At 65.8% G+C, this 25,770-nt stretch carries 27 protein-coding genes; 13 read left to right on the top strand and 14 right to left on the bottom strand.

Annotated features, from left to right (window positions below; translation table 11 throughout):
- The first annotated feature begins 29 nt into the window (after window positions 1–29).
- Window positions 30–1,004 (top strand): NAD-dependent epimerase/dehydratase family protein, encoded by a 975-nt coding sequence (locus A5779_RS19180; RefSeq protein WP_064884611.1) that lies wholly within the window; start codon window positions 30–32, stop codon window positions 1,002–1,004.
- Here A5779_RS19180 and A5779_RS19175 read toward each other — a convergent pair.
- Entirely contained in the window at window positions 990–1,544 is a 555-nt protein-coding gene (locus A5779_RS19175) for a TetR/AcrR family transcriptional regulator (RefSeq protein ID WP_064884609.1), read from the bottom strand. The genes A5779_RS19180 and A5779_RS19175 overlap by 15 nt on opposite strands.
- A gap of 42 nt (window positions 1,545–1,586) precedes the next feature.
- On the opposite strand from A5779_RS19175, the gene A5779_RS19170 reads away from it, so the two are divergent.
- A complete protein-coding gene (locus tag A5779_RS19170; protein WP_064884607.1) occupies window positions 1,587–2,312 on the top strand; it encodes a helix-turn-helix domain-containing protein in 726 nt (241 codons plus the stop codon).
- Here A5779_RS19170 and A5779_RS19165 read toward each other — a convergent pair.
- On the bottom strand, window positions 2,249–2,644 hold the full coding sequence (locus A5779_RS19165; protein WP_064884605.1) for a VOC family protein: 396 nt from the start codon (window positions 2,642–2,644) through the stop codon (window positions 2,249–2,251). The genes A5779_RS19170 and A5779_RS19165 overlap by 64 nt on opposite strands.
- Window positions 2,645–2,771: 127 nt before the next feature.
- On the opposite strand from A5779_RS19165, the gene A5779_RS19160 reads away from it, so the two are divergent.
- Window positions 2,772–4,325, top strand: a complete 1,554-nt coding sequence (locus A5779_RS19160; protein WP_064884603.1) for a succinic semialdehyde dehydrogenase — start codon at window positions 2,772–2,774, stop codon at window positions 4,323–4,325.
- 5 nt (window positions 4,326–4,330) lie between these two features.
- On the opposite strand, the gene A5779_RS19155 is transcribed toward A5779_RS19160, so the two are convergent.
- From A5779_RS19155 to A5779_RS19145, 3 genes are all read right to left on the bottom strand, one after another.
- Window positions 4,331–5,167 (bottom strand): class I SAM-dependent methyltransferase, encoded by an 837-nt coding sequence (locus tag A5779_RS19155; protein ID WP_110777530.1) that lies wholly within the window; start codon window positions 5,165–5,167, stop codon window positions 4,331–4,333.
- Window positions 5,168–5,269: 102 nt separating this feature from the next.
- The gene (locus tag A5779_RS19150; RefSeq protein WP_064884601.1) at window positions 5,270–6,391 is read right to left on the bottom strand and encodes an NAD(P)H-dependent flavin oxidoreductase; all 1,122 of its coding nucleotides are present in this window, start codon (window positions 6,389–6,391) and stop codon (window positions 5,270–5,272) included.
- Between the two features lie 14 nt (window positions 6,392–6,405).
- Window positions 6,406–8,055, bottom strand: a complete 1,650-nt coding sequence (locus A5779_RS19145) for a medium/long-chain-fatty-acid--CoA/3-oxocholest-4-en-26-oate--CoA ligase (protein WP_064884599.1) — start codon at window positions 8,053–8,055, stop codon at window positions 6,406–6,408.
- Between the two features lie 69 nt (window positions 8,056–8,124).
- Between A5779_RS19145 and A5779_RS19140 the strand changes: the two genes are divergently transcribed.
- The gene (locus tag A5779_RS19140; RefSeq protein ID WP_064884597.1) at window positions 8,125–8,925 is read left to right on the top strand and encodes a crotonase/enoyl-CoA hydratase family protein; all 801 of its coding nucleotides are present in this window, start codon (window positions 8,125–8,127) and stop codon (window positions 8,923–8,925) included.
- 113 nt (window positions 8,926–9,038) lie between these two features.
- Window positions 9,039–10,319, top strand: a complete 1,281-nt coding sequence (locus tag A5779_RS19135) for a sensor histidine kinase (protein WP_064884595.1) — start codon at window positions 9,039–9,041, stop codon at window positions 10,317–10,319.
- 59 nt (window positions 10,320–10,378) lie between these two features.
- Here the strand turns inward: A5779_RS19135 and A5779_RS33875 are convergent, their stop codons facing one another.
- The 4 genes from A5779_RS33875 to A5779_RS19120 all read right to left on the bottom strand — a co-directional run bounded on the left by A5779_RS33875 (window position 10,379) and on the right by A5779_RS19120 (window position 13,790).
- The gene (locus A5779_RS33875; RefSeq protein ID WP_165609804.1) at window positions 10,379–10,579 is read right to left on the bottom strand and encodes a hypothetical protein; all 201 of its coding nucleotides are present in this window, start codon (window positions 10,577–10,579) and stop codon (window positions 10,379–10,381) included.
- Between the two features lie 159 nt (window positions 10,580–10,738).
- Complete coding sequence (locus A5779_RS19130; protein WP_064884593.1) at window positions 10,739–11,944, bottom strand: cytochrome P450; 1,206 nt, start codon at window positions 11,942–11,944, stop codon at window positions 10,739–10,741.
- Window positions 11,941–12,648, bottom strand: coding sequence for an acetoacetate decarboxylase family protein (locus tag A5779_RS19125; RefSeq protein ID WP_064884917.1), 708 nt, complete (start codon window positions 12,646–12,648; stop codon window positions 11,941–11,943). Before A5779_RS19125 ends, A5779_RS19130 begins: the two co-directional genes overlap by 4 nt.
- 110 nt (window positions 12,649–12,758) lie before the next feature.
- Entirely contained in the window at window positions 12,759–13,790 is a 1,032-nt protein-coding gene (locus tag A5779_RS19120) for an LLM class F420-dependent oxidoreductase (protein WP_064884591.1), read from the bottom strand.
- Window positions 13,791–13,848: 58 nt separating this feature from the next.
- Between A5779_RS19120 and A5779_RS19115 the strand changes: the two genes are divergently transcribed.
- From A5779_RS19115 to A5779_RS19095, 5 genes are read left to right on the top strand one after another with little or no spacing between them, the layout of a single operon-like run.
- The gene (locus A5779_RS19115; protein ID WP_064884589.1) at window positions 13,849–14,838 is read left to right on the top strand and encodes a Zn-ribbon domain-containing OB-fold protein; all 990 of its coding nucleotides are present in this window, start codon (window positions 13,849–13,851) and stop codon (window positions 14,836–14,838) included.
- 13 nt (window positions 14,839–14,851) lie between these two features.
- Window positions 14,852–15,913 carry a thiolase family protein gene (locus A5779_RS19110; protein WP_064884587.1) on the top strand — a complete coding sequence of 354 codons (1,062 nt, stop codon included), beginning with the start codon at window positions 14,852–14,854 and terminating at the stop codon, window positions 15,911–15,913.
- The gene (locus tag A5779_RS19105) at window positions 15,913–17,097 is read left to right on the top strand and encodes a thiolase family protein (protein ID WP_064884585.1); all 1,185 of its coding nucleotides are present in this window, start codon (window positions 15,913–15,915) and stop codon (window positions 17,095–17,097) included. Before A5779_RS19110 ends, A5779_RS19105 begins: the two co-directional genes overlap by 1 nt.
- A gap of 5 nt (window positions 17,098–17,102) precedes the next feature.
- Complete coding sequence (locus tag A5779_RS19100; protein WP_064884915.1) at window positions 17,103–17,981, top strand: TIGR03619 family F420-dependent LLM class oxidoreductase; 879 nt, start codon at window positions 17,103–17,105, stop codon at window positions 17,979–17,981.
- A 1-nt stretch (window position 17,982) separates the two neighbouring features.
- Window positions 17,983–18,414 (top strand): nuclear transport factor 2 family protein, encoded by a 432-nt coding sequence (locus A5779_RS19095; RefSeq protein ID WP_064884583.1) that lies wholly within the window; start codon window positions 17,983–17,985, stop codon window positions 18,412–18,414.
- An 84-nt stretch (window positions 18,415–18,498) separates the two neighbouring features.
- Here A5779_RS19095 and A5779_RS19090 read toward each other — a convergent pair whose 3' ends face one another.
- Entirely contained in the window at window positions 18,499–19,023 is a 525-nt protein-coding gene (locus A5779_RS19090) for a gamma carbonic anhydrase family protein (protein WP_055120744.1), read from the bottom strand.
- A gap of 61 nt (window positions 19,024–19,084) precedes the next feature.
- Here A5779_RS19090 and A5779_RS19085 point away from each other — a divergent pair, with 61 nt between their 5' ends.
- From A5779_RS19085 to A5779_RS19075, 3 genes are all read left to right on the top strand, one after another.
- Window positions 19,085–19,720 (top strand): hypothetical protein, encoded by a 636-nt coding sequence (locus tag A5779_RS19085; protein WP_064884581.1) that lies wholly within the window; start codon window positions 19,085–19,087, stop codon window positions 19,718–19,720.
- A gap of 107 nt (window positions 19,721–19,827) precedes the next feature.
- Window positions 19,828–20,991: a 3-ketosteroid-9-alpha-monooxygenase, oxygenase component gene (locus tag A5779_RS19080; RefSeq protein ID WP_064884579.1), complete on the top strand. Its 1,164-nt coding sequence runs from the start codon at window positions 19,828–19,830 to the stop codon at window positions 20,989–20,991.
- Complete coding sequence (locus A5779_RS19075; protein WP_064884577.1) at window positions 20,991–21,470, top strand: hypothetical protein; 480 nt, start codon at window positions 20,991–20,993, stop codon at window positions 21,468–21,470. The genes A5779_RS19080 and A5779_RS19075 overlap by 1 nt, the downstream gene beginning before the upstream one ends.
- Here A5779_RS19075 and A5779_RS19070 read toward each other — a convergent pair.
- The 4 genes from A5779_RS19070 to A5779_RS19055 all read right to left on the bottom strand — a co-directional run bounded on the left by A5779_RS19070 (window position 21,467) and on the right by A5779_RS19055 (window position 25,708).
- Window positions 21,467–22,489: a TIGR03617 family F420-dependent LLM class oxidoreductase gene (locus tag A5779_RS19070; RefSeq protein WP_064884575.1), complete on the bottom strand. Its 1,023-nt coding sequence runs from the start codon at window positions 22,487–22,489 to the stop codon at window positions 21,467–21,469. The genes A5779_RS19075 and A5779_RS19070 overlap by 4 nt on opposite strands.
- 83 nt (window positions 22,490–22,572) lie before the next feature.
- The gene (locus tag A5779_RS19065) at window positions 22,573–23,724 is read right to left on the bottom strand and encodes a sulfotransferase family protein (protein WP_064884573.1); all 1,152 of its coding nucleotides are present in this window, start codon (window positions 23,722–23,724) and stop codon (window positions 22,573–22,575) included.
- 70 nt (window positions 23,725–23,794) lie between these two features.
- Complete coding sequence (locus A5779_RS19060; RefSeq protein WP_055117783.1) at window positions 23,795–24,577, bottom strand: SDR family oxidoreductase; 783 nt, start codon at window positions 24,575–24,577, stop codon at window positions 23,795–23,797.
- A 3-nt stretch (window positions 24,578–24,580) separates the two neighbouring features.
- On the bottom strand, window positions 24,581–25,708 hold the full coding sequence (locus tag A5779_RS19055) for a hypothetical protein (protein WP_064884571.1): 1,128 nt from the start codon (window positions 25,706–25,708) through the stop codon (window positions 24,581–24,583).
- Window positions 25,709–25,770: the final 62 nt, after the last annotated feature.

Genomic DNA, 25,770 nt, shown 5'->3' with positions numbered 1-25,770 from the left:
CAACGTAGCAGGCAAACGGGAGACGGATCATGCACATCGCAGTGACCGGAGGCACCGGCTATCTCGGGGCCCACACCGTTCGGGGCCTGCTGGCCGCCGGGCATCGGATCCGCCTACTGGTCGCACCGGGCTGCGGCGACGACGAGGTGATCGGACACCTAGCCGCCATGGGCGAAATGTCGGTGCTGGAGGGCGATATCCGCGACGGGGAAACCGTCGGGAAGCTGCTCACAGGCTGCGACGCCCTGATCCACGCGGCAGGCATCGTCGGGACCGATCGCCGGCGCGAAAAGCTGATGTGGGAGATCAACGCGCACGCGACCGAGGCCGTGCTGAATCGCGCCGTCGAGGCCGGGCTCGACCCCATCGTCTCGGTCAGCAGCTACAGCTCACTGTTCCCACCACCCAACGGGGTGATCTCCGCCGACACCCCACCCGCGCCGGGCCGCAGCCCCTACGCCCAGACCAAGGCCTATGCCGATCGGGTGGCCCGACGGTTGCAGGACGACGGCGCCCCGGTCGTGGTCACCTACCCGTCGAGCGTGGTGGGCCCGGCGTTCTTCACCGCCGCCGGGGTCACCGAGCGCGGCTGGGCACCGATCGCCAAGGCTGGTGTGGCACCGCGGATGACCGGTGGCATGCAGATGATCGACGTGCGCGACGTCGCGCTCGTCCACGAGCGGCTGATGGTGTCGGGGCTCGGCCCCAGACGTTATGTCTGCGGCGGTGTGATGGTGTCGTTCAACGAGATGATCGATGTGCTCGAGCAGGGCCGAGGACACAGGATCCGCCGGATTCCGGTGCCGGGCGGACTGTTCCGCGGTATCGGCTGGTTGTCCGATTTGGTCGGTGGGGTACTGCCACTCGGTGACGGTATCAGCTACGAGGCAGCGACGCTGCTGACCGCTGCCACCCCGACCGACGACAAGAGCACGCTCACCGACCTCGATATCGAGGCCTGGCGTTCACCTCAGGCCGCCATGCTGGCGTCATTCGGCCGGTGACACCCCGAGGGCATGGCTGAGCAGGCGCACCAGGTGCTCCTGCAGTTCGGGCGAATCGTCGTCGGTCGCCACCGTGGTCGTGAACAACGCCGCCCCGGCCGCCATGGAAAGCACAGCCTTCGCGTCCGATTCGGTTCCGTATCCCCTGGCGGCGAACATCTCGATCGCAGGTCCGCTGAACCCGTCCCACAACGCTTTTCGCAACGCGGCGTTCTCCCTCAGGGCCAGCAGCAGCCCCGGCACGGCCTCGCTCACGTCCGGGCGACTGAACAGCTGATGACTGCCACGCACCACCCAGTCGATCCAGCCCGCCAGGTCGGTGCCGGAAAACGGTGACATGTCGGGTGATTCGCCGAGGATCGCGTGCAGCACCAGCTCGGCCTTCGACGCCCAGCGCCGGTTCAGGCTGGACCTGCCCACCCCGGACCGTACCGCCACCAACCGGACGCTCAGGTCGTCCCAGCCCACTTCGACCAGCAACTCGCGGGTGACCGCGAGCACGCGCTCGTCGATCGATGTGTCGCGTGGCCGGCCGGTCATTCCCCGATTCAACCGCATGGCGGCACGGGTAGCGTCGTTGACGTGGGCTACCGCGAACACGATCCGCCGCCACGCCTGAGCGAGCTCGTCGAATGCCGGTGGGTGCGCACCGGGCCGGCAGAACCCGGCCGGGTTCTGCCCGACGGCTGCATGGACCTGATCCAGATGGACGACACGATCATCGTCGCCGGACCCGACACCATGGCGTTCATCGCGGCAGGCAGTCGGGATCCGGTGCAGGGATTGCGGTTTCGTCCCGGAGTCCTGCCGCGGCTACTGGGCGCCCCAGCCGACGAGCTGCGCAATACGCGGGTCGATCTACGCGAACTCTGCCGGATCGAGGAGGGCCGTTCACTCGACGAGCTCACCGAAGCGCTGGCATCGAAGCAGCCCCGCACCGAGACCGCGCCGTGGCCCCTGCCGATGCTTCGTGACGTCACGCGCCGGCTGGCAGCCGGCGAATCGGTCACTGCGACAGCGCGGTACGCCGGATGGTCGAGCCGAACGCTGCAGCGGCAGTGCGCCGCGGTCTACGGATACGGGCCGGCGACGCTGCGCCGCGTCCTCCGGTTCCGTCGCGCGGTCGGGCTGCTCGGCACCGGCGCGAGCTCAAGCGCGGCCGCAGCGCGGGCCGGCTATTCCGACCAGCCCCATCTGTACCGCGAGGTCCGCGCGCTGGCCGGCGTCGGATTACACCAACTACGTCAGTCATCCAGTGCGGCGAACAGGTCCACCGAGGTCCCGTCGGGGTCCTCGACGGTCGCGTAGCGCTGCCCCCACGGCGCGTCGAACGGCTCGAGCGTTCCGAGGTACCCCGCGCCGGTGAGCCGCGCATAGAGCGCGTCGACGTCGGCGGGTGCATCAACCCCGAAAGCCAGGGCCACCCGTCCGGGCGCGGTTGGAGGTGTCCAGCCGGGGTGCATCCCGGCGATCACCTCCTCGGTGTCGAAGGCGAGCCGGTTTCCGCCGGGCAATGCCACCTCGACGTGCGGCCCGTCCGGTTCGGGAACCGCCAGGCCCAGCAGCCGGTAGAAATCCAGGGCTCGTGGCAGGTCTCTGGTGACGATCTCGATGACCGCCGAGTTCAGGTTCAACGCCATACCTGCAGGTTAGGATGCTGGACCGCCCGCAGTCGTGAACAGATCGGACAAGGTGTGCCTTTGTCGGACTGCCGGTACCGAGTAGGTTGAGCCTGACTGTTAGTTACTTGCCAGTAGGGAGTCCCCGATGCCTGCTCCGTCCGCCGCTGACTTCGCCCGCCTGCGCGCGCTCGTCGCCATCGACGACGTCGGAGCCCGGCAGTCCAAGCCGATCGACGAGGTCTTCACCGGCAAGGAACTGACCACCATCCCGGTCGGCACCGCCGACGATGTCACCACAGCCTTCGCCAAAGCCCGGGCCGCGCAGGCACAGTGGGCCAAGCGTCCGGTCAAGGAACGCGCCGCCATCATCAAGCGCTTCGGCGCGCTGCTCGCCGAGAATCGTGACTTCCTGATGGACGTGGCTCAGGCCGAGACCGGCAAGGCCAGGTCGGCCGCGCAGGAAGAGATCGTCGACATGATCCTCAACGCGGGCTACTACGCCCGCGAGGCGGCCCGGTTGCTCTCGACCAAGCGGGTCCAGGGTCTGCTGCCCGGGTTCGTCAAGACCGTGGTCAACCATCACCCCAAGGGCGTCATCGGCGTCATCTCGCCGTGGAACTACCCGATGACCCTGTCGATCTCGGATTCCATCCCGGCCCTGCTGGCCGGCAACGCGGTGGTGGTCAAGCCCGACAGCCAGACCCCGTACTGCACGCTCGCCAACGCCGAGCTGCTGTATCAGGCCGGCCTGCCGCGTGATCTGTTCGCCGTGGTGCCGGGGCCGGGTTCGGTGGTCGGCACCGCGATCGTCGAGAACTGCGACTACATGATGTTCACCGGTTCGACGGCCACCGGGCGGGCGCTGGCAGAGCAATGCGGCCGCCGGCTGATCGGCTTCTCTGCCGAGCTCGGCGGCAAGAACCCGATGATCGTCACCAAGGGCGCCAACCTCAAGGTCGCCGCCAAGGCCGCCACCCGCGCCTGTTTCTCCAATGCCGGTCAGCTGTGCATCTCGATCGAGCGGATCTACGTCGAGAAGGACGTCGCCGACGAGTTCACCGCCAAGTTCGCCGAGCAGGTGCGCAACATGAACCTCTCGGCGGCCTACGACTTCACCGCCGACATGGGCAGTCTGATCTCCGAAGACCAGATCAAGACCGTGTCCGGCCATGTTGACGATGCAAAAGCCAAGGGCGCCAAGGTGGTTGCCGGCGGCCACGCGCGCCCCGACATCGGCCCGCTGTTCTTCGAGCCGACCGTGCTGACCGGCGTCACCGACGAGATGGAATGCGCGCGCAACGAGACATTCGGTCCGCTGGTGTCGATCTACCCGGTCGATTCGGTCGACGAGGCCGTCGAGAAGGCCAACGACACCGAGTACGGCCTGAACGCCAGCGTGTGGGCTGGATCGAAGTCCGAGGGCGAGGCGATCGCGGCCCGGGTCAATTCCGGCACGGTCAACGTCGACGAGGGCTACGCCCTGGCGTTCGGCAGCACCGCGGCCCCCATGGGTGGCATGAAGGCCTCCGGCGTCGGGCGGCGCCATGGCGCCGACGGGATCCTCAAGTACACCGAGTCTCAGACCGTCTCCACGGCCCGGGTGATCAATCTCGATCCGCCGCTGGGGATCTCGCAGACCGTCTGGCAGAAGGCGCTCACCCCGATGATCAGGGCACTGCAGAAGCTGCCCGGCCGCTAGAACTGCTATTCGGGACGCCGCGCGACGACCGCGAAGTTCAGCGGAATCCGCGGCGCCCCGGGCGGTAGCGCCCAGCCCTGAGGGCAGGGCACGAGAGCCGGGAAAGCCTGCCAGTCCATGTAAGGCAGTTCGGCCAGGGCCTCGATGACGAGCCCGGCTTGCAGCAACGACGTCACGACTTCGGACAGATCGTGGCGCCACTCGTGGTTGCGCACATGTTGGATCTGCCCTGCCGAGTCTTCGGTGTACGTCCCGTCGTCGTCGTAGGTTCGGGCTCCCCCACCACTGAGGTAGTCGTCGGTGATGTCCCACGGCTCATAGTCCAGGGCGCTCAGGATCGGATGGTCGTCGCGGATCATGAACACCCCGCCCGGCTCGAGCAGGTCATGGATCGACCGCGCCCAGTTGACCAGCTCGGGCAACCACACGATGGTTCCGGTACTGGTCACCACGATCTCGAAGCGGCGCTGGATCAACGTCGACGCGAAGCGCGCATCGCCCTCGACCCAGGTGACGTCACGACCATCGGCCTCGGCGATCCGGGCCGCGTGCCGCAGCGAATTCGGCGAAAGGTCGACGCCGTGCACGTCGCGGGCACCCAGACGCGCCCAGGAGATGGTGTCGGTGCCGATGTGGCACTGCAGGTGCAGCAGTGACCGGTCTTTGACGCCCGTTTCCGGCAGGTGCGGCGCGAGCACCTCGAGGTCGTTCCGCACCACCCAGGAAATGTCGGTGGGATCGGCGAGAAACCCTGCCACGTCATACATCTCGGACCGGACATGCACATCGGCCCGGTCGTCCCAGTTGGCCCGGTTCGCCGCCAGGGCGTCCGCTACGTTCACCAGCTCGACCATACCCATCCCAACGACATCGAGCCTGCGTGCAGATCGCGAAGTCGTGAGTGATCGCGATCTGGACGCAGGCTCGGTGCGCTGAGCGCAGACTCAGCTTCCGGCGATACCGTCCAGGCGCTTGGTCGCCGCCTCGAAACCGCTGACCAGCTCGGCGATGATGTCGGCGGCCGGCCGGATCTCGTTCATCCGGCCCACGATCTGGCCCACCGGCATCGCGACCGCGGTCGGGTCATCGGACAGGCTCATCCGCTGATGCGCCTCGCCGACCAGGATGTTCTGCAGCGGCATCGGCAATGCCTCGGGGGCGTCCGGTGCGTCCCAGGCGTCGGTCCAGCGGCTCTTCAGGATTCGGGCGGGCTTGCCGGAGTAGATCTTTCGACGCACGGTGTCGGCGGACGTGGCGTTCAGCAACGCCTCCTGGATCACCGAGGCACCCGACTCGCGACGCACACCCAGGTCGTATTCGGCCGCGGTGAGGAACGCCGAGCCCATCCACACTCCCTGGGCACCCAGCGCCAGCGCCGCGGCCAACTGCCGGCCGCTGCCGATCCCGCCGGCCGCGAGCACCGCGGCCTTGCCGTCGACGGCGTCGACGATTTCCGGCCACAGCACCACCGAACCGATCTCGCCGGTGTGCCCGCCGGCCTCCTGGCCCTGGGCGATCACGATGTCCACACCGTTGGCGACGTGGCTGAGTGCATGCTTCGCACTGCCGGCCAGCGCGGCCACCGGCACGCCTGCCTCGTGGACCTGCTCGATGACGTCGTTGGGCGGGGATCCCAGCGCGTTGGCGATCAGCTTGATCGGATGGCGCAACGCCACCTCGACATGGCTTCGCGCCACCGAATGCAGCCAGCCCAGCACACCGGTGTTGTGCTCGCCCTCCTCGGGGAGCGGCGGAACACCAAGATCAGCAAGGGTTTTCGCGACGAAGTCCCGATGCGCCTGCGGAATCAGCTTGTCGATGTCGACGGCGCTGCCCTCGGTGGGGATCTTGCTGGGCATCACCACGTCGACGCCGTACGGCTTGCCGTCGGTGTTGGCGTCCATCCAGGACAGCACGTTGTCCAACTCGTCGGGATCGTTGAACCGCACGCAGCCCAGCACACCCAGACCGCCGGCCCGGGTCACCGCCGCGGCCACCTTCTCCGACGGGGTGAAGACGAAGATCGGGTATTCGACCCCGAATCTTTCGCTCAATTCTGTCTTCACGGTCGAGTCCTCATCTACTTCGCTCCAACATGATTCGCGTGCACCTCGTCGGCCGCACGCTCCTCGGTGGTGTCCTTGGCCCACCGGTAGTCGGGCTTGCCCGCGGGTGAGCGCTTGACCTCGTCGACCAGCCACAGGCTGCGCGGCACCTTGTATCCGGCGATCTCGCTGCGCACAAAGGTGTCGAGTTCGGCCAGGGTCGGGCGCGACCCCTCGCGAGCCTGCACGACCGCGGCGACGTGCTGACCGAAGCGTTCGTCGGGCACACCGACCACGAGCGCATCGAACACGTCCGGGTGCCCCTTCAGCGCGGCCTCGACCTCTTCGGGGTAGATCTTCTCGCCACCGGAGTTGATCGACACCGAGCCGCGGCCCAGCATGGTCACGCTGCCGTCGGCCTCGACCTCGGCGTAGTCGCCGGGGATGGCATACCGGACCCCGTTGAACGTCCGGAAGGTCTCGGCGGTCTTCTTCTCGTCCTTGAAGTAGCCGACCGGGATGTGGCCGCACTTGGCGATGATGCCGCGAACGCCCGAACCCGGAACAACCTCGTTGCCGTCCTCGTCGAGCACCTTGGTGTTCTTGTCGATGGTCACCCGCGGACCACCGGTGTGGCTCTGCCCCTTGGCCACCACGGAGGTACCACCAAAACCGGTCTCGGACGAGCCGATCGAGTCGGTGATGATCCGGTTGGGCAGCAGCTCCAGGAACTTCTCCTTGAGGCTGGTGGAGAACAGGGCTGCGGTGCTGGCCAGCAGGAACAGCGACGACAGGTCGTATTCGTTGCCGGCGTCCTGATGCGCCAGCAGCGCATCGAGCAGCGGGCGGGCCATCGCGTCACCGGTGAAGAAGAGCAGGTTGACCTTGTGCTCGTGGATCATCCGCCACGCCGCGTCGGCGTCGAACTCCGGCATCAGCACCACGGTGTGGCCGGTGAACAAAGCCATCCAGGTGGCCGACTGCGTCGCACCATGGATCATCGGCGGGATGGGCAGCCGGATCATCGGCGGGTTGGCGACGGCCTGCTTGGACAGGTCGTACTCATCGGCGACCGGCTCGCCGGTGGCGAAGTCGGTGCCGCCGAACAACACTCGGTAGATGTCCTCGTGACGCCACATGACGCCCTTGGGGAATCCGGTGGTGCCGCCCGTGTAGAGCAGGTAGATGTCGTCTTCGCTGCGCGGGCCGAAGTCGCGCTCGGGTGAGTGCTCGGCGATGGCCGAGTAGAACTCGACACCGCCGTACCGCTGGTAGTCGTCGTCCGATCCGTCCTCCACCACGAGGACGGTCTTGACCAGGGGCGTCTCGGGCAGCACGTTGGCCACGCGGTCGGCGTAACGGCGCTCGTGGATCAACGCGACCATGTCCGAGTTCTCGAACAGGTACTTCAGCTCGCCCTCGACGTAGCGGAAGTTGACGTTGACCAGGATCGCGCCGGCCTTCACGATGCCCAGCATCCCGATCACGATCTCGATGCGGTTGCGACAGTAGAGGCCGACCTTGTCGTCCTTCTTCACACCCTGGGAGATCAGATAGTGGGCCAGGCGGTTGGCCTTCTCCTCCAACTGCGCATAGGTCAGCTGTTCGTCGCCACAGATCAGGGCGACACGGTCAGGCACAGCGTCGATGGCGTGCTCGGCAAGATCGGCAATATTCAGAGCCACAGAACCTAAACTAGAACGTGTTACATTTCGATACAAGTCTGGGTTGAAAATGCAGAGGAGCCGACACCCGTGAGCGATACCGAGAAGGGGCCCGACGCCCTCATTGAGCAGCGCGGACACACCCTGATCCTGACGCTGAACCGGCCCGAGGCGCGCAACGCGCTTTCCACCGAGATGCTCTCGATCATGGTCGAGGCCTGGGACCGCGTCGACAACGATCCGGAGATCCGCACCTGCATCCTCACCGGCGCCGGCGGGTACTTCTGCGCGGGCATGGACCTCAAGGGCGCCACCAAGAAGCCGCCGGGCGATTCCTTCAAGGACGGCAGCTACGACCCGTCACGCATCGACGGTCTGCTCAAGGGCCGTCGGCTCACGAAGCCGCTGATCGCCGCGGTCGAGGGCCCGGCCATCGCGGGCGGCACCGAGATCCTGCAGGGCACCGATATCCGCGTGGCCGGCGAGAGCGCCAAGTTCGGCATCTCCGAGGCCAAGTGGAGCCTGTACCCGATGGGTGGCTCGGCAGTGCGCCTGGTGCGCCAGATTCCCTACACCATCGCGTGCGACATGCTGCTGACCGGACGGCACATCACCGCTGCTCAGGCCCTGGAGTACGGCCTGATCGGTCATGTCGTTCCGGATGGCACCGCGTTGGACAAGGCCCTGGAGATCGCCGAGGTGATCAACAACAACGGCCCGCTGGCCGTGCAGGCGATCCTGAAGACCATCCGCGAGACCGAGGGCATGCACGAGAACGAGGCGTTCAAGCCCGACACCGCCAACGGCATCCCGGTGTTCCTGTCCGCCGACGCCAAGGAAGGCCCGCTGGCCTTCAAGGAGAAGCGCGCACCCAAGTTCCAGATGCGCTGATCCGCGCTGCCGGTGCAGACCGCCCTCATCGCTGATTTCGCCCGCCAACTGTCCTCATTGCGGCACTGAGCAGCCCTATACTCGTGCCAACTTTGCCGGGACGGGAGCCGGGCATGCCTGAACGCGATGAGGCGTCTGCGCCAACCACCGATAACTCGGTACGCCGTGGCCTGCTACTGCAACTCGCTCTGCGGATGCTCATGGCGATGTTCATCGGCGTCGCCCTGGTGTCGCAGCCTCCGCACTCGAACCTGTGGCTGCACCGCGCGATCTTCGTCGGCTACGTCGTGGCGGTCGCGGTGTGGAGCTGGTGGACGCTGCGCTCCGCCGACCGGTTGGGCGGCGGAACCCGGCGATCGGTCGCACTGCTCATGCTGTGCGTGGATCTCCTTGCGGTCGCGATCATTTCGACGGAAACCGGGATCAGTTCGGCAGAGACCTGGACCTCCGACGTGGTACAGCACGGTCTGTTCCTGATCCCGCTGATCGCGGCAGCGCAACTCGATCCCGTCGTCAGCGCCACGATCGCGGTCCCTACAGTCGTCACGTTCTTCGTGGTGAGCTGGGTCGACAAGGCCGCCAACGGCAATGAGCCCTGGGGATCGATTCTGGCGCGGACCGCGGTGCTGTTCGGCCTGGCCGCCGGTTCGGTCGCGTTGTCGTGGATTCAGCAATCCAGGACCAGGACCATCACCGCCCTGGCCCTCGAGCGCACCCGCCTGCTCGAAGAAGTGATCAACCTGGAAAAGCGTGAACGCCAATCGCTCTCCGAACGTCTGCACGATGGTGCGCTCCAGTACGTCCTGGTGGCGCGACGCGACATGGAAGAGGTCAGGGACGGATCGGTCGACGGGATGGACCGCGTCGACTTCGCGTTGGCGGAGTCCTCCCGCCTCCTACGCGACGTGGTCCGTGAACTGCATCCCGAGGTTCTGGCCCGGGCCGGCCTCAAGGCGGCGATGACCTCGCTGGCTGACGGCATCGCGACGCGCACCAACCTGACAGTCCAGTTGGACGCTGATGGCTGGCCCGACGACCTACGCACGGACGCCGATCATCTGATCTACAGCGCGGCTCGGGAATTCTCCACGAACGTCATCAAGCACGCACAGGCACAGAACCTGCGGTTCACCCTGGGCTACAACGGCATTCAGGCCGCGATGTGCATCGCAGATGACGGCGTCGGCATTCCGCCCGAGCGGCTTGCACAGAGCATCGAGGATGGCCACATCGGCTTCGCCTCGATTTGCGCCAAGGTTCTGGCCGCGGGCGGCACCTTCGCGGTGACGGGCGCACCCGGAACCACCGTGTCGATCTCGGTTCCTGCGAAAGGCACCGCCGACGCTACCGGAGCATTCGCGGCGAAGCGGCCGCCCCACTTTCAGATGAAGTAGCGGTTGCAAAACCGAGGCCCTGCTCGACGTTTCGAGCAGGACCTCAGTTTCGGGCAACGCTAGCGCCAGTGCCTGGGCGGAGGCGGTGGCGGCGGGAACTGCGGTGCCGGAACCACCGACATCACGCTCGCCGGCGCCGGCGCGATCCCTTGCGCCGGCGCCGCATTGGCCTGCCCGGCCAACCCGATGGCCCCGGCCAGGAGCGTCCCACCCAGCACCACTCCGCTCAACACACTTCGCACAGGTAAATGTCGTGCCATCTCGTGCACTCCTCTAGTCGTCGCGTCATATCCCCCGATATCGCGAGACTATCTAATTAGACTGCCTATGCGAAACCTGTGAGCGCCTTACACAGCTGATGCTTAACCAATGCATAGGAGTACACAGTCACGCCGAGCCCACGCTCGCGCGATCTGCCGCTAGGCCCCCACCGGCGCCACCGGGGTGAACACCACCGGCATCGATTCCGGGCCGCTGACGAAGTTCGCCGGGCGCAACGGCAACTGGTTGGCGTCGGCCAACCGCAGGTCGGGCAGTCGTTCGAGCAGTCGTTCGAGCATCAGGCGCAGCTCCAGGCGGGCCAGCTGGTTCCCCAGGCAGAAGTGCGTGCCGAAGCCGAACGCCAAGTGACTGTTGGGGTTCCGGTCGATGCGGAATTCGTCAGGATTCTCGAAGACCGCTTCGTCGAAGTTGGCCGACTCGAACATCAGCATGATCTTCTCGCCGGCCTTCAGATCGGTCCCGTGGAAGGTCGTGTCGGCCGTGAGGGTCCGGCACATGTTCTTCACCGGCGAGGTCCAGCGCAGGGTCTCCTCGATCGCGCCGGGCAACAGCGACTGATCGGCGACCAGACGTTCCCACTGATCGCGACTACGCAACAGCTGATCGGTCCCGCCCGAGAGAGTGTGGCGCGTGGTCTCGTCGCCGCCGATGAGGATCAGGAGCGTCTCCATGACGATCTCGTCATCGCTCATCTTCTGGCCCTCGACCTCGGCATTCACCAGGATCGAGAACAGGTCGTCGGTCGGCTCGGCGCGGCGCTTGGCGATCACCTCCATGGTGAACGCGGTGTAGGCGGCAAACGTCTCCATCAGCATGTTGATGGCCGTCTCGTCGAGATGCGAACTCAGCCCGCAGACGAGGTCATCCGACCACTTCAGCAGCATCTCGCGCTCGGTGGGCAACACCCCGAGCATGTCACCGATCACCGCCATCGGCAGAGGCGCGGCGATGTCGCGGACGAAATCGCATTCCCCGCGTTCACACACCGCATCGATCAGGGTGTCGCACAGGTTCACGATCGAGGGCACCTTGTCCATGACGCGCTTACGGGTGAAGCCGGAGTTGACCAGCTTGCGGCGCAACACATGTGCCGGATCGTCCATGTCGATCATGTAGGGCATACCGGGCTGATCGGGCCGGATTCCGCCGGCGTTGGAGAACAGCTCGGGGTTACGTTCGGCGTCGATCACCGCCGCATACGTGGCGGCCGCAGCCAACCCGTTGCGGTCGCGGAACACGGGCTCGTTGGCACGCATCCATCGGTAGGCCTCCCGCGCGCCACCGTCGGCATAGAAATTGCCGTTGGTGAGGTCGACATCGGGCTTCAGCAGTACCTGGGTCACGGAATCTCCTTGGCGTCAGCAAATTTCATCTGCACATTGCGTACCGAACTGGACAACATCGCCCGTTTGGGCAGGCCCAGGGCCGCGAGTTCTTTGGCGTACGGGTGTTCTCCGAGCCGCACCGTGGCGCCCCCCGGGCGGTACCGCACACCCGAAAGCCGCATCTCGCCTTCGGTTTCGCGCAGGACGCCGTCGAGATGGGAGAAGGTGGATTGCACCTGCGGCTTGGCGGTGAACCGGGACGGGACCGGGAGGCCGGGTTTGAAGTCCATGCCCACCGCCGGCTTGCCGTCGATGTTCACGTCGAAGCTGAACGGCTTGTCGCCGCGGACCCCAGCCTGATTGTCCGCACCGCGAACGGTGAAGTCCGCCAGGACCTTCGGGTAGCCCCAGATCTGCCTGCCGGCCTGCAGCGTGAACTCGCCATCGACCGGGAGGTGATGCACGAAGGCGCCGGCCGAGCCCAGGCCGCGCAGACCCGACGCCTCCGATCCAGGGCGGTTCACCATGACGTTGGTGCCGTACTCCAGGTACGGGCCGAGGTCACCGTCGATGTAGTGCATCAGCATCAGCACGACGATCGCGCGGTGCGGTCGATGCCGATACACGCGCAGGCCGCTGTAGTCGATCATGCGCTGCGCGGCGTCGGCATCGACCGAGAACATCGCCATGTGCTGTTCGGCGGTCCGGATCTGCACCGGCATCGTCAACACGGTGCCGAGCACGGTGTGCTGCGAGACAGGAGTGGCGTCAGTCACACCACTGAATCTAGACCCAGCAGTAAACAGATTTCAAGAAGTGTCTACAGAGCGGTCTACACCAAGGCGGCAAGGTCCTTGATCTGTTCGACAGACCGGGCACCGACGACCATCATCGTCACGCCCGAGGCCTCCCACGCCTTGATCTGCTCCTTGACGTAGTCGAGGTTACCGACGATCGCCGAATCATCGACCAATTCGTCGGGAATGACCTTGGCGGCTTCATCTTTGCGATCGCTACGGAACAGCTTCGTGACATCGTCGACGACCTCGGCGTACCCCATCCGGCGGTAGACCTCGGCGTGGAAGTTGGTGTCCTCAGACCCCATCCCGCCCATGTACAGCGCGAGGTGCGGCTTCATCAGCTCCATGATCGCCGGCCGGTCGTCGGTGACCACGACCTGCGCGGTGGCACAGATCTCGAAGGTCTCCCGGGTGCGCCGGGCCCCGGGCCGGGCGAAGCCCTCATCGAGCCACTCGTTGTACATGCCGGCGATACGCGGCGAGTAGAAGATGGGAAGCCAGCCGTCGGCGATCTCGGCGGCCATCGCGACGTTCTTGGGCCCCTCGGCACCCAGCATCACCGGGATGTCGGCGCGCAGCGGATGGGTGATGGGCTTGAGGTTCTTGCCCAGGCCGGTGGTGCCCTCGCCGGTCAGCGGCAGCGGGTAGTGCGGGCCGTCGCTGTGCACCGGAGCCTCGCGCGCCCAGACCTGACGCAGGATGTCGATGTATTCGCGGGTGCGGGCCAGCGGCTTCGGGAACTTGGCGCCATACCAACCCTCGACCACCTGCGGTCCGGACACACCCAGGCCGAGGATGTGGCGACCACCGGAGAGGTGGTCCAGCGTCAGCGCGGCCATCGCACACGCGGTGGGGGTGCGGGCGGACATCTGGATGACCGAGGTGCCCAGCCGCATTCGGGTGGTTTCCCGGCCCCACCAGGCCAGCGGCGTGTAGGCGTCCGAGCCCCAGGCCTCGGCGGTGAAGACCGTGTCGAAGCCCTCCGCCTCAGCGGCAGCGACGAGTTCGGCGTGATTGGTCGGCGGCTGTGCGCCCCAGTATCCGAGTTGCAGACCCAGCTTCATTTAGATTGCCTTCCCACGTGTCCTTGCCACGATTGTTAGAACCTGTTCTACTCGATGGGTGACAGCCAGCCAAAGCCGCCCGGCCTCGACAGATCACCGTGAGCCGCCACTTTCCGCGCCACTGAAACTGTCTTTTGACTACACCCGTTCAGTGGGCCCACTGCTCAGCCAGTTCTTCACTGCCCTGCGTGAGCGCCGGATCGTCGGCGTGCGCGGTTCTGACGGACGCGTGCACGTGCCACCCGCTGAGTATGACCCGGTCACCTACGAGGCCCTGACCGAGGTCGTTCCCGTGTCCAGTGTGGGGACCGTGGTGTCCTGGACCTGGCAACCCACGCCGCTGGAAGGCCAGCCGCTGGACCGGCCGTTCGCCTGGGCGTTGATCAAGCTCGATGGCGCCGATACGCCGCTGCTGCATGCCGTGGACGTGAAAGAAGGCGAGCTCAGTTCAGGTGCCCGGGTGCACGCGCACTGGGTCGACGAGCCAGTGGGTGCGATCACCGACATCGCCTACTTCGTCCCTGGCGAGACACCTGAAGAGGTTCCGCCCGTCAGCGACGATCGGGATCCGGTCACCATGCAGGTCACCCCGTCCAACATCGAGATCCAACACACGGCTTCTCAGCCGGAGAGCACCTACCTCCGGGGTCTGCGCGACGGCAAACTGCTGGGCGCACGCACCGGAGACACCGGCAAGGTGTACTTCCCACCGAAGGAAGCTGACCCCGCCACCGGCAAGGAACTCGACCAGTTCGTGGAGCTCGTCGACAAGGGCACGGTCACCACGTTCGCGATCATCAACATCCCGTTCGCCGGCCAGCGCATCAAGCCGCCGTACGTCGCGGCCTACGTGCTGCTCGACGGTGCCGACATTCCGTTCCTGCATCTCGTGACCGACATCGACGCGTCCGAAGTCCGGATGGGGATGAGGGTCGAAGCCGTATGGAAGCCCCAGGAGGAATGGGGCCTCGGCATCGACAACATCTCGCATTTCCGGCCGACGGGTGAGCCCGACGCCGATTACGACAGCTACAAGCACCACCTGTAAAGGGAACCCCTACATGACTCTTCGTGATGTCGCTGTCGTCGGTTTCGCCCATGCTCCGCATGTGCGCCGCACTGATGGCACCACCAACGGCGTCGAGATGTTGATGCCCTGCTTCGGCCGGCTCTTCGACGAACTCGGCCTTCAGCAGACGGACATCGGCTTCTGGTGCTCCGGATCCTCGGACTACCTTGCCGGCCGGGCCTTCTCGTTCATCTCGGCGATCGACTCGATCGGCGCAGTGCCGCCGATCAATGAATCGCATGTCGAGATGGACGCGGCCTGGGCGCTGTACGAGGCCTACATCAAGATCCTCACCGGCGAGGTGGACACCGCGCTGGTCTACGGCTTCGGCAAGTCCTCGGCAGGTGTGCTGCGCCGGGTGCTGGCTCTGCAGACCGACCCCTACACCGTTGCGCCGCTGTGGCCCGATGCGGTGTCGACTGCCGGACTGCAGGCCCGGTTCGGCCTGGACGCCGGCAAGTGGACCGCTGAGCAGATGGCGCAGGTGGCTCTAGATTCGTTCGCAGTGGCCGACCGGGTGGACTCGGTGGAATCCGCGTCGTCGGTCGCCGAGTTGCTGGACCGCCCGTTCTTCGCCGACCCGCTGCGCCGCCACGACATCGCTCCGATCACCGACGGCGCCTCGGCCATCGTGCTGGCCGCAGGCGACCGGGCCCGTGAGCTACGCGAGAACCCGGCCTGGATCACCGGTTTCGAGCACCGCATCGAGACTCCGGTGCTGGGCGCCCGTGACCTGACCGTCTCCACGTCGACCACCGCGTCGGCGCAGGTCGCCACCCGTGGCGACGTCAGCTCGATCGAAGTGGCCGAGATCTACGCCCCGTTCACCCATCAGCAGCTGATCCTCACCGAGGCGATCGGTCTGGGCGATGCCACCAAGATCAATCCCTCCGGCGGCGCGCTGGCCGCCAACCCGATGTTCTCCGCAGGCTTGGAGCGCATCGGTTTCGCCGCGCAGCACATCTTCTCCGGCTCGGCCGGGCGCGTGCTCGCGCACGCCACCAGTGGCGCTGCGCTGCAACAGAATCTGGTCGCGGTCCTGGAGGGCAAATAATGGCGAACAAAGCAGCGGTCCTGGGCACCGGGCAGACCAAATATGTGGCCAAGCGTCACGACGTGTCGATGAACGGCCTGGTGCGCGAAGCCATCGACAGGGCACTCGCCGATTCCGGCTCGACGATGGACGACATCGACGCCGTCGTGGTCGGCAAGGCACCGGACTTCTTCGAGGGCGTGATGATGCCCGAGTTGTTCATGGCCGACGCCACGGGCGCCACCAACAAGCCGCTGATCCGGGTGCACACCGCCGGTTCGGTGGGTGGATCGACCGCAATCGTGGCCGCCAGCCTGGTCAAGTCCGGCAAGTACCGCCGGGTGCTGACCATGGCCTGGGAAAAGCAGTCGGAATCGAATGCCATGTGGGCGTTGAGCATTCCGGTACCGTTCACCAAGCCGGTCGGCGCAGGTGCGGGCGGCTACTTCGCTCCGCACGTGCGGGCCTACATCCGCCGCTCGGGCGCCCCGAACCACATCGGCGCGATGGTCGCGGTCAAGGACCGGCTCAACGGCGCCAAGAACCCGTTGGCTCACCTGCATCAGCCCGACATCACGCTGGAAAAGGTGATGGCCTCGCAGATGCTGTGGGACCCGATCCGTTTCGACGAGACCTGCCCGTCGTCAGACGGTGCGGCCGCCATGGTGATCGGCAATGAGGAAGCAGCCGACGCTCGCGTGGCCGACGGGCATCCGGTGGCCTGGATCCACGCCACCGCGCTACGGACCGAGCCGTTGGCCTACTCCGGTCGCGACCAGGTCAACCCGCAGGCCGGCCGGGACGCTGCGGCCGCGTTGTGGCGCGATGCCGGTATCACCAGCCCGATCGACGAGATCGACGTGGCCGAGGTGTACGTGCCGTTCTCCTGGTTCGAGCCGATGTGGTTGGAGAACCTTGGTTTTGCTGCCGAGGGCGAGGGCTGGAAGCTCACCGAGGCGGGCGAGACGGCCATCGGCGGGAAGATCCCGTTCAACGCCTCCGGCGGGGTGCTCTCGAGCAACCCGATCGGCGCCTCGGGCATGATCCGGTTCGCCGAATCGGCGATCCAGGTGATGGGCAAGGCCGGTGACCACCAGGTCGAGGGTGCCCGCAAAGCCTTGGGTCACGCCTATGGCGGTGGCGCGCAGTACTACTCGATGTGGGTGGTCTCGAGCGACAAGCCTGCGGACAAGCCGGCCTCATGACCCGCATGAAGTACACGCTCAGCGTGGCCATGGGCCCGCTGGAGCATCTGACCGGATTGGCCCGCACCGCTGAGGAAGTCGGGTTCGATTCGGTCGCGTTGCCGGACTCGCTGTTCTACATGGAAAAGCAGGCCGCGGACTATCCGTACACCCCAGATGGCTCGCGGATGTGGAACGCCGACACCCCTTGGGTCGACCCGCTGATCGCGGCGGCCTCGATGGGTGCGGCGACCTCGACGTTGCGGTTCTACACCAACGTCATGAAGCTCGGCTCGCGCAATCCGCTGCTGCTGGCCCGCCAGGTCGGTTCCGTGGCCAACCTGACCAACAACCGGTTCGGTTTCGGCGTCGGAATCGGCTGGGCACCGGAGGAATTCGAGTGGTGTGGGGTTCCGTTCGCCAAGCGGGGCGCGCGGGTCGACGAGATGATCGAGGTACTCAAGCTCGTACTCGGCGGCGGCATGGTCGAGTTCCACGGTGAGTTCTACGATTTCGAGCGTCTGCAGATGAGCCCGGCGCCGTCCGAGCCCGTCCCGTTCTACGTCGGCGGGCATACCCCGGTCGCCCTCAAGCGCGCGGCGCGGGTGGGTGACGGCTGGACCAGCGCGATGATGACGTGTGCACAGCTGGGTGAGACCGTGACGGCGCTCAACAAGTTGCGGGCCGAATACGGCCGGGCTGACGAGCCTTTCGAGTTCCAGGCGGTGTGCATCGACAAGTTCGACCTCGACGGACACCGTGAACTCGCCGCGGCCGGGATCACCGACAACATCGTGATCCCGTGGATGCTCGAGGGCCTGGGCTTCGATGCCCCGTTGGAGAAGAAGCAGGATTCGCTCAAGCGATTCGCCGACACCTACATCCACTCCGGCTGGCAGGACTGACATGGCTGAATCTAATCGGGTCACCGATCCCTTGCACCCGGCGCATCTGGCAGGCAAGCGATCGCGGGATGCGGTTGCTGCTCGGGACAAGCAGGCCTGGCTGGACAATTTCGCCGACGACGCGATCGTCCAGGATCCCATCGGGCCCTCGTTCTTCGATCCCGAAGGCAAGGGTCACCAGGGCAAGGAGGCCATCGCGGCGTTCTGGGACAAGGCCATCGCCCCGACGGACAACCTCGAGTTCAAGTTTCTCGACACGTTCCAGTGCGGCAACGAGGAAGCCAACGTCGGCAGCATCGTCACCACCATGGGCGGGCACCGGATCACCACCCCGGGTGTGTTCACCTACCGGGTGAACGACGAGGGGCAGATGGTCGCGCTGCGCGCGTTCTGGGAAGTGGACCGCGCGAGCGCCGAGAAGATCGACGCCTAGCTTCGCGCCGAAATGGCATTCCAGCAGAAGAAATGCGAGTAGAGACCTGCCGGAATGCCGTTTCGGCGGAGGGGACGCTGACGCCTAGAGCTCGGCAAGGCCCGACAGGTAACGCTGGGCCAGCTCCCGGTACGCCGCCGGGTTGCTCTGTATCCAGGTATGTGCGCCGGTGCCCGCGATCGGTCCCCGGATCTTCGCGGGCGCACCGGTGACCAACACCTCGTCGGGAATCTTGGTGCCGCCGACCACGAGCGAATGTGCCGCGATCAGGCTGCGTCGCCCGATCACCGCCCCGTCGAGCACCGTGCAGTGGTTGGCGATCAGGGCCTCCTCGCCCACGTGTGCGCCGTGTACGACGCACATGTGGGCAACCGTCGCGCCCGGACCGATGTCGACCGGGATCCCCGGTGGCGCATGCAGCACCGACCCGTCCTGAACGTTGGCGCCCTCACGGACGACGATCGGGGCGAAGTCGCCGCGCAGCACGGTGTTGAACCACACCGAGGCGCCCGCCTCGACGGTCACGTTGCCGATCAACGTCGCCGTTGGGGCCACGAACGCACTCGGGTCAACCACGGGCGAACGGCCCTCGAACGAATACAGCGGCATCGTCCACATATACCGCAGGAAACCGGCGTCAGCGCGACGACGCGTACCCTGAACAGTAACTATGTCGCTCACGACAATTACCCGCCCCAAGTTCCTGCTCACCATCGGTCTTGCCACGGCCATCGTCGGCACGGCTGCAGCGTGCTCTCCGGTCGCTGATTCACCGAGTTCACCGTGGGTGGCCACGCCGTCCGCACCGTCCTCGACGGCAGCGCCGAAGACGTCGAAATCAGAGGCGTCCGACTACAGCCATCTGCTGCTGCAGGCCGAGGATGTCAGCATTCCGCCGGAATCGTTCACCGCGCGGTCCAGCAACGTCAATCCCGACGGTCAGTCCGGCGCCAGTGCGTTGTTCGTCAACGCCGACGACACCAGGGCGATCGCCGACACGATCCTGATCTATCCGGACGCCGCGACCGCCTCGGCCACGCTCAAGCAGGCCTCTGCGGCCGTCAGCACGATGGTCACCGGAGGACAGCCGCAACCGGTGCCGGTGGGTTCGAACGGCACCGTCATCTCGGGGACCGCACCCGACGGCTCCAAGGCGGTGACGCTGTTGATGTACACCCAGGGCCGCGCGGTGGTGCGCCTGGAGTTCGACAGCAACCCGGACGATCCGGTGCCGCTGCAGACGGTGGCCAGCGTGGGACGCATGCAGCAGATCGCTCTGCGAATCGGACTTCCGGAGCGAGAGTAAAAGCCGTTCACGACGGGTATGCCGCAGGTCACGCCTAAATTATTGCCAGGAGGGCGCCAAAAACTGTAACGTGTTCTAGTTAAGAGCACCGATACGGGAGGCCCACCGTGACTACCGAACATGCCGGCATCAGAGAGATCGACACCGGCGCCCTGCCAGACCGCTACGCGCGGGGTTGGCACTGCCTGGGACCGGTCAAGAACTTCCTTGACGGTCAGCCGCACTCCGTCGAGATTTTCGGCACCAAGCTGGTCGTGTTCGCCGATTCCCAAGGCGACCTGAAGATCCTCGACGGCTACTGCCGGCACATGGGCGGCGACCTCTCGCAGGGAAGCATCAAGGGCGACACCGTGGCCTGCCCGTTCCACGACTGGCGCTGGGGCGGCGACGGCAAGTGCAAGCTCGTCCCCTACGCCAAGCGCACCCCTCGTCTGGCCCGCACCCGGGCCTGGCACACCGACGTGCGCGGCGGCCTGCTGTTCGTCTGGCACGACCACGAGGGCAACGACCCGCAGCCCGAGGTGCAGATCCCCGAGATCCCCGAAGCCGCCAGTGACGAGTGGACCGAGTGGCAGTGGAACTCGATGTTGATCGAAGGCAGTAACTGCCGCGAGATCATCGACAACGTCACCGACATGGCGCACTTCTTCTACATCCATTACGGACTGCCGACGTACTTCAAGAACGTCTTCGAGGGGCACATCGCCTCGCAGTACCTGCACAACGTGGGCCGTCAGGACATCGGCGGCATGGGCACCCAGTACGGGGAGTCCCACCTGGATTCCGAGGCGTCCTACTTCGGCCCGTCGTTCATGATCAACTGGTTGCACAACAACTACAGCGGCTACAAGGCCGAGTCGATCCTGATCAACTGCCACTACCCGGTGAGCCAGGATGCCTTCATGCTGCAGTGGGGCGTCATCGTCGAGAAGCCCAAGGGCATGGACGAGAAGACCACCCAGAAGCTGGCCAACGCGATGACGGACGGCGTCAGCCAGGGCTTCCTGCAGGACGTCGAAATCTGGAAGCACAAGACCCGCATCGACAACCCGTTGCTGGTCGAGGAGGACGGCGCTGTCTACCAGATGCGCCGCTGGTACCAGCAGTTCTACGTCGATGTCGCGGATATCACGCCCGACATGACCGACCGTTTCGAGATGGAGATCGACACCACCGCCGCCAACGAGAAGTGGCATGTGGAGGTCGAGGAGAACCTGAAGGTCCAGGCCGAGCAGAAAGCGGCCGAGAAAGAAACAGCGCAGTCCAGCTGATGACCGCACGCAACGAGCGGAGCCAGGCGCCGGATGTCGACGACCTGGCCCGCTCGATGCTGTTGTTGCACGGCGGCCATGACGATGACGACGATCATCACGCCGGCAGCGGCGGCGGTCCGGCAGGCGGATCATGGGCCAAGGCACCGAATTTCGCCTCCGATCCGGAACGCGCCGCCGCGGTCCGCGAATCCAGCGCGCGCGACCGCGAGCGCTACCTGACCTCAGGCCTGGTCTCGGTGGACTGCCGGTTCTGTCACGTGGCGGTGCAGGTGAAGAAGCTCAGCGCAGAACACACCTCGGTGCAATGGAATTCCGAGGCGGTACGGCGTTGTGCGACATTCGAGGAGATCCGCTCCGCCGGAGGGGATCCGGCCCGCGCCCGCTCGTGCCCGCGGCTGACCGACAGCATCAAGCATGCCGTCGCCGAAGGGTGCCTCGAAGAGGTGTCCACGGCGCCCTCCCCCGGCGACGGCTAGTTCACCGTCTGCAGTTCGGCCACGCAGGCCCCCAGCGATTCGTCGTCAGCTCCGTCACCCAGTGGTGGCAGCACGATACCGTCGGCGATCCCGCCGAATCTCGCCCTCAACATCGCAGGCAGCTCATCATGGCGCCCACACACCAACAGCTCATCCAGAATGGGATCGGTTAGCACCGAAGGCAATTCGTCCCACAACTCGGTACGCACCAGCGACCGCAGCCGTTCCGGGAGGTCAGCGAGGCCGCGCCAGGCCAGGCCGGTGGCATACGCAGGCGTCGAATACAGGAAGGCCAACATCCGGCGCTGCCGTTCCCGCTCCCGCGCGACCGTCTCGTCGGTGTCGCCGGTGGCGATCGCCGTCGACGCGATGACAAGCGGTGCGTCTGCCCTGTTCGCCGCGTCGGCGCCACGGGCCATCGCCGGGCGCACCACGTCCCGCAGGTAGTCCGGATCGGAGTTGGTCGAATGGGTGACGATTCCGCGAGCGAGCTCCCCGGCGAGTTCACACATCCCGGCATTGACCGCGCCCAGCCAGATCGGTGGGCGGACCGCGTCACTCGGCCCAGGGTTGAAATACGGCTGCATCCTGGACAGCCGGTAGTTCTCGCTCTCGAAATGGACCGTGCCGCCGGTGCGGAACGCATCGAACAGGGCATCGAGCGCGCCCACGTAATCCCGGAGCCGGGTGATCGGATCGGACCACGGCATGCCGTACCGGTCGACGATGTTCTGCTTGATCTGAGTGCCGAGGCCCAGCTCGAATCGGCCGCCGGACAGTATCGAGAGATCCCACGCCGTGTACGCCGTCAGTGTGGGGCTGCGCACGAATGCCAGTGTCACGGCGGTGCGGACCGTAATGCCCGATGTGTGTTCCAGCGCCAGCAGGGCGACCGCCAGGGAGTCGTGCACGGTCTCGGCAACATGCAGGCCGTCACAGCCCAGGCGTTCGACGCGCCGCGCATAGTCCGCGATTGTGGTCAGCGGCGTACGCGGGTCGAGCGCCAGATAGACCTTCATGGATCAGTTCCCTCCCGCGAGCAGACGCAGAATCGCACGATATCCCTTCGGGTAATGCGATTCTGCGTCTGCTCGCGAAGGAACTAGAGCCCCTTGAACCGCTCCTTGACCGCCTCGTCGGTCAACCCGTAGTCAGCCAGTGAGTAGCTGTGCTTCGGTGCGCGCGGCCCTTGCTGGCTCGCGGTGTGACTGTCGATCATCGCCTGTCGCGCGGCATCGGTGAAATCCAGCCCGAACGTGCGGTAGATGCCTTCCACAGCGCCCACCGGATCCTTGATGAACTCGAAGTAGTCCACATCGCAGAACTGGGCCGGATCGTGCTTGGCCCGTTCGCTGTTGAACAGCTCCAGGCCACGCGACCAGGTCTCCATGGCATCTTCGCCGATCACGTTGCCGGTGAAGGTGTTGGACCAGCCGGCGGTGGTGTGCTGCGACAGCGAACACATCGAGGCCATGATGGTCTCCGCCGGGCGGTGGCACTGTACGACCAGCGCGTCCGGATACGTCGCGAACAGCGCGTCGAGGGCGAACAGATGGCTGGGGTTCTTGAGCACCCAACGCTTTTCGGGCTCGTTGAGACCGATCAGCTGCAGGTTCTTGCGGTGCCGCTGATACGACTTGGTCCAGTCCTGGTGCGCCAGCCACTGTGAGTAGGTCGGCACATGCGCGAGCGTCTCGTAGGACACCGAGTGCAACGACTGCCGCAGCAACTGCCAACATTCCTCGACCTCGTCGGCGGTCATGAAATGCAGACCCGTGTAGTCGGGGTTCTCCTCGTGCGCCTGCTTGAACCGGGCATCGAGTGCACTGAAAACCGGGTTGTCCGGCCAGGTTTCCCGCGGTGGCCGCGGCTGCGGGAACTCCGCCAGCCACATCTCCAGCCCCTGATGCGCGGGATCGGCGGTGAGCAGCCGGTGGATCACCGTGGTCCCCGTGCGCGGCAGGCCGGTGACGAAGATCGGCCGCTCGATCGGCACCTCGGCATGCTGCGGGTACTGCGTGAACGCCGCGTTGGACACCAGCCGGGCCACCAGAGCATTGCGCGTGAAGAAGCGCTGCATCTTGCTGCCGAGCTCGGTCAGATCGGCGTCACGCTGGTAGGACTCCAGCAGCACCCCGAGCGCTTCGATGTAGTTGTCGTCGTCGGTGCCGAAATCCTCCAGCCCGCAGGCCTTTACCGCCGAGGCGTGCAGATCCTCGATGGTGCCCACGTTGGTGCGCGGGGCGCCGCTCATGGCTCGACTCCTTCTCGCTCCGGGCCTCGCTCGCTCCTCGCTGCGATCCTCACTCGTCGTCGGCTTCGCATCATGCCTTGTATTCTCCGCAATTCACGTCAAGAGCCTGACCGGTGATGCCGCTGGACAGATCGCTGGCCATGAACAGGATCGCGGAGGCCACCTCGTCCTCGGTCGGCAGCCGCTTGAGATCGGACCCGGCCGCCGACGCGTTGTAGATCTGTTCCACGGTGGTGCCGTACTTCTGCGCCTGATGGTTGAAGTACCCCTCCAGGGTCTCACCCCAGATGTAGCCGGGCAGCACCGAGTTGACCCGAATACCCTTCTCCCCCAGCTCGGTGGCCAGGGTCTGCGACATGGACAGCAGGGCTGACTTGGCCATCTTGTAAGCGCCGTACTTGGCCTGCGAGTGCCGCACAACCATCGAATTGACATTCACCACAGAGCCTTTGGCAGCTTCCAGGGCTGGAGTGAAGCCCTGGGTCATGCGCAGTGCGCCGAACACGGTCAGCTCGATCGCATCCCGCATGTGCTCGAAGGTGGTGTTCGCGAACGGCTTCATGGACGGCACCCGGAACGCGTTGTTGATCAACACGTCGGCCTTGCCGAACTCCTCGGTCGTGCGGGCCACCACGTTGGCGACCTGCTCGTCGTCAGTGATGTCCGTGCCCACCGCCAGCGCGCGACGGCCCAGGGCCGTCACCTCTTTGGCCACGTCCTCGAGTCGCTCCACCGTGCGGGCGGCCAGCACGACGTCGGCCCCGTTCTCCGCACATCGGCGGGCCAGCGTCGTCCCGAGCCCGGGTCCGACCCCACTGATCACCACTACCTTGCCATCCAGCAGTCCGGCCATCGGTCAGCCCACCATCCTTTCGCCAATAAGCTTCTGACGCAGCGCAATGCGCGCCCGCCAATCGTCGTCGGAAATCTTGTTGCTCTCGTAGTACGGCAGCTTGCCGGCCACGGAACCGATGTCCACCAGCTCTGCGGTCGGACCGTCCTCGGAGCTCAACTCACGGGAAACCCGCTGCCAGCGGAACTGCAGATACCCCTTGGCGTGGCCCAGCGTCTCACACCAGTTGGTGACGCCGGGATTGTTCTCGGACACCACGATCCGGATCTTGCCGTCCGGGTCAGCTTGCGCCTGGGTGCCGTTCAGCGACGTCTGGTGGTTGATGTAGTCGAGAGAGATGTACCAGAGGCTACCCAGCTGGAAGCCCAGATAGGGTGCATCCGACACCGGCAGCGTGATGATCATCGCCTGCTCCGGTGTCATGTCGTAGTGCCCGACCGACGAGTACTGGGTGGCGAGCCCGCCGGGGGTCAGGCGCGGCGCGGTCAGCGTGTTGACGGGCAGGTTGTCGTAGAACCACTTCGGGAACTGCAGCCACGTCTTGACGCGCTGCACGAGCTGCTTACCCGCGGTGGCGTAACGCTTCTCGATGAGCTCGCGGGTCAGCGGCGCCGGCGCGGTGCCTGCGGTGTCGGTACGCGAGATCGCGAAGGTGCCGCGCTGCGCGGACCAGTCGTTGTAGACCTCGCGGATCACCAGCTGCGATGGCGTGGCCGGAGTGAACCGCCACTCGAAGGTGCCGTCGGCGGCGAGGTCGAGCTTGCGATCGTCGAACGCGGTCTCACTGTCCGGCACGTTCTCGTCGGTGTACTCCCCGCCCAGCAGCTGGAAGCTGACGTCGGTGGTGGTCCCCCGGCGTCCGGTGACGACGTACTCGTGGCCGGGTTGAACCCGGGTGCCGAAATACATGGTGTCGGGGTTGTCCAGACCCATCTTGGTGAACGGCCCGGTTCCGCTGTGCAGGAACGGGTGTTCGCGGTCGTAGTCGAACGCGACATGCGTGCAGGCAGCGATGCATCCGGCCAGGTACTGCAGGCCCTCGAGGAGATCGGCCTCGGTTTCGATGAAGGGCGCCGTGGTCACCAGGTGTTCTGCCTCGGCAATGGCATCGGCCAGTGGTTGTGAGTACATCCAGCATCTGCTCTCTCGGTCCATTATTGGACCGCAGTGGTAGAGTTTCCTACCTGACACTA

Source organism: Mycolicibacterium peregrinum (genome assembly GCF_001665625.1).
GTDB classification, from domain to species: Bacteria; Actinomycetota; Actinomycetes; order Mycobacteriales; family Mycobacteriaceae; genus Mycobacterium; species Mycobacterium peregrinum_B.
The sequence above is the reverse complement of the archived record's forward strand: the minus strand, read 5'-3'. Positions and strand labels throughout refer to the sequence as shown.